Genomic DNA, 6,173 nt, shown 5'->3' on the forward strand with positions numbered 1-6,173 from the left:
TTGTATCGAAGGATAGTCGCGATCACAAAATTTTTTTGCTATACTACCCAAAAATACTGATTCGTAAGGAGTGACCTGCTATGAAGGTACGGCTTGCCCCGGAGATAGCCGCGATCCTTCCTTCGTTTGCGCTGGGAGTTATTCATTATACGGATGTTACCGTAAGTCCTTCTCCCAAGATGCTTCAGGGGAGGATCAATCTGTTTGTGGAATCGCTGCGGCTCGAACGAGAACTGCCGCGAATTACTGAAATCGAAGGGGTTCAGCACTGGCGCTTGGCATTTAAACGCCTCGGCATCGATCCCGGCCGTTATCGCCCTTCCTCGGAAGCTCTACTGAGGCGGCTCCTGCAAGGAAACGCTTTCTTCTGGATCAACAGCGCTGTCGACGTAAACAATTTTCTCTCCATCCTGCACGCCCTGCCATATGGAATCTATGATGAAGCCCGGATCCAGGGAGACGTTGTTTGCCGCTTGGGACAGGCCGGGGATGTTTATCAGGGGTTAAACGGCAGGGAAGTACATATGGAAGGCAAATTGGTGCTGGCAGACGAACAAGGGGCATTTGGGAGCCCAATCGTCGATTCGCAGCGGACCCCCGTTTCGGAGCAAAGCAAGCAACTGATGCAGGTTATCTTTTTCCATGAGCAAGCAACAGCGTCCGAACGAGAGGAAATCATCGGAACCACAGCCAGAATGTGTACAGAAATCAACGGCGGGCACGTTTCATCCTCTTACGTTGTCTCCGGCTGATCAGGAAACGCCTCTGCGTACCATATCGTTAAGGAATCTACTCAGGAAAAAGACGGCTCGTCACTCTGACTGGCCGTCTTTTGTCGCTTTTGCTTCTATTTTCTGCCGGAACACCAAATGCTCCAGGACCAGGCTGACCAACACGCCGAGAAGCAAGCCGTTTCCAAACAGAAAGCTGGCTAAGGATGGAAGATGCTGCCAGGCTGTCGCCGGAACAAACATGACGCCGATACCGACGAGGATCGAACTGCCGACCACTGTAATTGCCCGAGTGTCCAGCTGGACGGAGGCAATGTCCTTCAAACCGAAGCCGAGAAGCTGCGTGTACGTAATAAACATGCCCGCATATGCGACAGGCGTAGGCAATGCGGCCAGGAATTGAGATACAGCCGGCAAGAGACCAATCAGCATCATCCCTGCCATCGCCACCAAAAACGGGAGGCGGGCTGCCATTTTGGTAGTCTCAATCACTGCGGCAGCGATGGAGAGCGGAATCATTCCGACAACACCGGAAACGCCCGACAGCATATGGGAAACGCCTGTAAATACCCCGCCCCGGTTATACTGGCTGACTGTCGGCGGCGTTTGAGTCGCTTTGCCCATCACATTCATACTGGTGACCAGATTGGTCAGGAGCACAAAGCCTGTCAACAGACTGGTCAACACCACGCCCCAATCCCATCTTAGTTCACCCCAGAAAAACAGGGTTGGCAGCACGATGATTTGTTCCGTGTGGCGAACCGGTTCCGTCCATCCTAGCACAGCAAATATGATCCAGCCGGCTGACATCCCCAGCAAAACGGCAAAGCTGGCAAATCGCTTTGTTCGCAGAAAAATCAACACCAAGGCAACGATCAATACAGAAACCAGCGCGACTCCCGGATTCACTTCTTTCGCATGCTGATAGCCAATGCCGAGCATCCCCGACACGATGCTGCTGCATAAGGACACAGCCAGCAGCACCATATAGGTGCCTGAAACGAGAGGAGTAAACCAGCGTTGAATTTTTCCGATCCACCCGAGGAGACCAAATAAAAAGAACATGACCCCAGCTAACAGCAGGCCAAGCTGGAACGACTGCCCGATTTCTCGTGGAGCAATTCCAACGCTGGTTCCGATTTGCGCCAATATGATAAATATTCCCCACCATAATCCCGCTGGCCCTTCAATCATCGGATAGCGATGGCCGATCCATGCTTGCAGGAAGGAAGCCAGTCCGACGAAAAACATAGTCTGCTGCATCAGAAGACCGACCTCATCGGAAGACAGTCCGTAAATGTCGCCAATTGCCAACGGCACAGCGACACTGCTGGAGACGGTAACGATCATCCATTGCAGAGCAGACAGGATGGTCGTTCCAAACGGCGGCTTCTCATGTAACCCATATCCCACTTTTCACACCTCTTATCTCGATTCCCTTATGAACCGCATTGTAAAATCCTATTCTTATGACGACATCGGTCCACCAAAAGAAAAGAGAAAGCACGCCATAAGCGTGCATGTATCTATGCCTTCATAAGGATAGCATTCACAGATGGGTGTCAGGGAATCCTTTTCGTAACTTAGTTATTTTAACATAAGAGAACGGAATATGTATCTGTGAATCTGCTCCCGGCCGCACATTTATGAGCTGGTATCCTTTGCCCTTTGCTCTGCTTTACTCTAACAGGGAAGCAGCTGACGCACCTGTGATCACAAATAAATCGAGAATGACATCAGCTGTTTTTGCATTTTCCTTTGGATACGAAAGTTCCATTTTCAGAAACCTCAGGCTGCCGTCCAGGGATAGTTGATGAGCAACACCGGAGATGTTATATCCTGCCGGAGAATCATTGAGGGAATATTTCACAGTTGTAGGGGAGACCAGCTTTCTCTCTTTGAATGCCACTTTGGCAGAGATCGGAAATCCTTGGTCCTCTGCCCACTTCTCCTTGTCCGGAAAGTATGTTCCAACCGAGGTAATGGCACATCCTTGGCATCCGCCGGCGTTGTCGGAGTAGTTGAGTTTCTGGGCTGCGTCCCGCGGATTAATCAGTTCGATATCAATCGAACCATTTGCGCCAACGCCTGCTTTTCCCAGATTCCAATCACGTGGCCCGATAAAAAATACACTTCCCCCGCCCAACAAATCCATCCAATAGGCGCCGAGCTCATCCTTGTATGTTTGTGGAATGGATAGCGGAATCACCGGGTATGGTTTTTTCGGCCCGGCGGTTGGCGGCTGGTCCACATCGACGTAAAATTCAGCCTTAATTACTCGCAGCGGAAGCGTTACGATCGGTCCGCCAGTTTGGCCTTGAAAGGATACTTGTCCCTCCTCAGCCATAAACGAAACAAGTTGTTTTTCAGGTATGCTTTCCTTATTGGATACTGATGAATCATTCTGCGTAGCTGCCGCGGTAATCTGGCGAGGCTTTTCGTCCTGCGATGCTGTTTGTGGTCCTGGGGAACAACCCGCTGCTGCGACAGACAAACTAGCTATGAGCAAGGCCTTGCAGCCAATTGCAATTCTCTTTCCTTTCTCCATTTGCTTACCCCATTCTTTCCCTTTTTGGTATTCATCTTGAAGACGATTCTCCGCCCTGCTTCGTTACTTAAAATGAAGAACGGTTTAAAAACACCTACATCGCAGTATACGGTTACGTTTAATCGTAGGTTTTGCTATTTACCGCCAGCTCTATAACAAACATCTCGTGCATTCGATGCCCACCCATGCCATGGATGAGTTCATCAGACTCTAAGGCCATTTCGTAAGGATGTCTTTCCGGAATGTGAGAGCCGGTACAATAGAAGGTCAAGTAAAAAGGTCTTGGCATATAGCTCCAAGACCTCATGAATGTGAAACTTTACTTTCGAACAGCTTCAAAAGTGAATATCTGATTTTCGTTTGTAGGTTGCTTGCCGTACTCATAATTGGTTGAGCATACAATGTCTGAGAAACCGATGTTTTCTAATACAAGCTTGAATTCGTCAATACCGTACCAGCGCAACGCAAAACGCTGCAACTCGGATTCAATGAACTTTCCTTTGCGCCATTTTTCGTATTTTAGGTAGGAAACCTTATAATTGTGGAGCATATTAACCTCTACTACCTTATCTTCTACGGTAATGACATCTCCTGTGGGCAAAGTAAAGGTCGACGTAGATATCTTTCCTACCTCTAGGCTTTCGGGCAAAATGAGGTCAATGATTACCCGTCCTCCAGGAACCAGATGCTCATAAAAACATTGTAGAGCGTTAATCGAGTCTTTACGATTCTCAATCAAACAAAAAGACCCTGTTGGAATAATGATGGCTTCGTATTTATGAGGCAATGAGAAATTTTGTAATTCTCCTTCGTACAACACCGCCTCCAGGTTTCGCTCCTCACAGCGCTTACGGCAAGATGCCAACATTTCCGGGGAATAATCAATCCCATCAACAAGCAAGCCTGCCTCGAGAAGCGGGATGAGCATGCGACCGGAGCCTACCGCCGCTTCCAAAATTCGCCCTCGGCAGGATTTGAGTCTTTGGAGGTAATATTCGATATCGCCACCAATCGAGTGCCCAACAGGTTTGGTAAGATCATATACTTCCGTACACAAATTACTGTAGTAACTGAACATTCGTTTTCTCCCCCGTTTTGTAAGGCACGGAAGATTTGTAATATACGGTTGACCGATATTATGCCTTCCGCACCTCTAATGTAGCGGTTAGTTGGAAAGAGCTGACTGTCATTATAATTGCCTGCTTTCAATTAAAATTATCCAAATACTACCACAGAAAAAAACAAATTGCAACCTAATTGTTCTCAATTAAATCAGGTTCCGGACAAGTTTCATTATGAAATGGAGGGAAAGCAGCTCCAGTGATTGGAGAGGAAAACTTCAGAAACTTGAGGATCTAACTGTTTTCCAAAAGAAAAAAGCTCTTTGGGCTTTAATCCCAAAGAACTTCATTGGAGTTTTATGGTGCCGGTAGAGGGACTTGAACCCCCACGGTTTCCCTCACGATTTTGAGTCGCGCGCGTCTGCCAATTCCGCCATACCGGCACTGTTCTATGGAGGAGGCACCCGGATTTGAACCGGGGGTAAGGGTTTTGCAGACCCGTGCCTTACCACTTGGCTATGCCTCCATATTGTATGCAATGTTGTTTCAATGGAGCGGACGACGGGTCTCGAACCCGCGACCTTCGCCTTGGCAAGGCGACGCTCTACCAATTGAGCTACGTCCGCAAAATGGCTGGGGCACTAGGATTCGAACCTAGGCATGACGGAGTCAAAGTCCGTTGCCTTACCGCTTGGCTATGCCCCAATATGTGGTTGAAAATGGGGCGATCGATGGGAATCGAACCCACGAATGTCGGAGCCACAATCCGATGCGTTAACCACTTCGCCACGACCGCCACATAGTTTGGCAGGGGCAGTAGGAATCGAACCCACACCAAAGGTTTTGGAGACCTTCGTTCTACCGTTAAACTATGCCCCTATAATATGGTGGCTCGGGACGGAATCGAACCGCCGACACGAGGATTTTCAGTCCTCTGCTCTACCGACTGAGCTACCGAGCCAATTTATTTTTATGCCATGATAACAAAAATGGCGGAGCTGACGGGACTCGAACCCGCGACCTCCGGTGTGACAGACCGGCGTGAACTCCAACTTCACCACAGCTCCATGCATATATAGGATGAATATGTTTGGCTGCACCTCTGCGGGTACCTGCCGATCTACTTGGGCAATGTCTTATAACAAGCTAGTTCAAGTAGAAAATTTGGTTGCGGGAGCAGGATTTGAACCTGCGACCTTCGGGTTATGAGCCCGACGAGCTGCCAGACTGCTCCATCCCGCGACGTTACGATAACAAAGCATATGGTGGAGGCTGACGGGAACGCTTCCACTTGCGACGCTGCGTCGATTACTCTTCACAAGCGAGCAAGATCTGAAGTACCCGAGCAATGCTCCTTTGAACACTTCTCCGAGGGTGAACCGGAACGGTGAGATCCCGTAACCGATACCTACGAACAAAGCATATGGTGGAGGCTGACGGGATCGAACCGCCGACCCTCTGCTTGTAAGGCAGATGCTCTCCCAGCTGAGCTAAGCCTCCGAAAATCCTTCGCAAAGTTCCAGATGAAGCCTTGCGAGGTGCTTGTATGGTGACCCGTAGGGGATTCGAACCCCTGTATGACAGCGTGAAAGGCTGCTGTGTTAAACCGCTTCACCAACGGGCCATATATGGCGGATGGAGTGGGATTTGAACCCACGAGACGAGTTATCCCCGTCTACACGATTTCCAATCGTGCTCCTTCGGCCGCTCGGACATCCATCCATATGGCTCCTCGGGAGGGACTCGAACCCCCGACCGATCGGTTAACAGCCGATTGCTCTACCAACTGAGCTACCGAGGAACAATGATAAAGGCACTAACGCAATATATGCA

The 6,173-nt window shown here is 49.4% G+C and carries 4 protein-coding genes and 13 tRNA genes; 1 reads left to right on the forward strand and 16 read right to left on the reverse strand.

What is annotated here, in order from left to right:
* Window positions 1-80: 80 nt before the first annotated feature.
* Window positions 81-752 (forward strand): B3/B4 domain-containing protein, encoded by a 672-nt coding sequence (locus Q3F21_RS24825; RefSeq protein ID WP_340258908.1) that lies wholly within the window; start codon window positions 81-83, stop codon window positions 750-752.
* Window positions 753-812: 60 nt separating this feature from the next.
* On the opposite strand, the gene Q3F21_RS24830 is transcribed toward Q3F21_RS24825, so the two are convergent.
* The 16 genes from Q3F21_RS24830 to Q3F21_RS24905 form a co-directional block, all read right to left on the reverse strand.
* Window positions 813-2,144 (reverse strand): purine/pyrimidine permease, encoded by a 1,332-nt coding sequence (locus tag Q3F21_RS24830; protein ID WP_340258910.1) that lies wholly within the window; start codon window positions 2,142-2,144, stop codon window positions 813-815.
* A gap of 265 nt (window positions 2,145-2,409) precedes the next feature.
* Window positions 2,410-3,279: a DUF4850 domain-containing protein gene (locus Q3F21_RS24835; RefSeq protein ID WP_340258912.1), complete on the reverse strand. Its 870-nt coding sequence runs from the start codon at window positions 3,277-3,279 to the stop codon at window positions 2,410-2,412.
* A 319-nt stretch (window positions 3,280-3,598) separates the two neighbouring features.
* Window positions 3,599-4,357 (reverse strand): class I SAM-dependent methyltransferase, encoded by a 759-nt coding sequence (locus tag Q3F21_RS24840; protein ID WP_340258914.1) that lies wholly within the window; start codon window positions 4,355-4,357, stop codon window positions 3,599-3,601.
* Between the two features lie 343 nt (window positions 4,358-4,700).
* Window positions 4,701-4,783: transfer RNA gene (locus Q3F21_RS24845), tRNA-Leu, on the reverse strand.
* Window positions 4,784-4,792: 9 nt separating this feature from the next.
* Window positions 4,793-4,866, reverse strand: a tRNA-Cys gene (locus tag Q3F21_RS24850).
* 24 nt (window positions 4,867-4,890) lie between these two features.
* A tRNA-Gly gene (locus tag Q3F21_RS24855) sits at window positions 4,891-4,966 on the reverse strand.
* 4 nt (window positions 4,967-4,970) lie between these two features.
* Window positions 4,971-5,045 (reverse strand) — tRNA-Gln (locus tag Q3F21_RS24860).
* Between the two features lie 15 nt (window positions 5,046-5,060).
* A tRNA-His gene (locus Q3F21_RS24865) sits at window positions 5,061-5,136 on the reverse strand.
* Window positions 5,137-5,145: 9 nt separating this feature from the next.
* A tRNA-Trp gene (locus Q3F21_RS24870) sits at window positions 5,146-5,219 on the reverse strand.
* Window positions 5,220-5,225: 6 nt separating this feature from the next.
* Window positions 5,226-5,301 (reverse strand) — tRNA-Phe (locus tag Q3F21_RS24875).
* Window positions 5,302-5,330: 29 nt separating this feature from the next.
* Window positions 5,331-5,407, reverse strand: a tRNA-Asp gene (locus tag Q3F21_RS24880).
* A gap of 98 nt (window positions 5,408-5,505) precedes the next feature.
* Window positions 5,506-5,582 (reverse strand) — tRNA-Met (locus Q3F21_RS24885).
* Between the two features lie 182 nt (window positions 5,583-5,764).
* Window positions 5,765-5,840, reverse strand: a tRNA-Val gene (locus Q3F21_RS24890).
* Between the two features lie 47 nt (window positions 5,841-5,887).
* Window positions 5,888-5,964: transfer RNA gene (locus tag Q3F21_RS24895), tRNA-Glu, on the reverse strand.
* A 5-nt stretch (window positions 5,965-5,969) separates the two neighbouring features.
* A tRNA-Ser gene (locus Q3F21_RS24900) sits at window positions 5,970-6,062 on the reverse strand.
* 3 nt (window positions 6,063-6,065) lie between these two features.
* Window positions 6,066-6,141: transfer RNA gene (locus Q3F21_RS24905), tRNA-Asn, on the reverse strand.
* Window positions 6,142-6,173: the final 32 nt, after the last annotated feature.

The sequence above is a fragment of the Brevibacillus borstelensis genome, assembly GCF_037834415.1.
Taxonomy (GTDB): Bacteria; Bacillota; Bacilli; order Brevibacillales; family Brevibacillaceae; genus Brevibacillus; species Brevibacillus borstelensis_A.

What these genes read in the sequence shown, in the direction of transcription:
- Q3F21_RS24840 (WP_340258914.1), bottom strand. Translation starts at nt 4,357, where the DNA reads ATGTTCAGTTACTACAGTAATTTGTGTACGGAAGTATATGATCTTACC.
- Q3F21_RS24825 (WP_340258908.1), top strand. Translation starts at nt 81, where the DNA reads ATGAAGGTACGGCTTGCCCCGGAGATAGCCGCGATCCTTCCTTCGTTT.
- Q3F21_RS24835 (WP_340258912.1), bottom strand. Translation starts at nt 3,279, where the DNA reads ATGGAGAAAGGAAAGAGAATTGCAATTGGCTGCAAGGCCTTGCTCATA.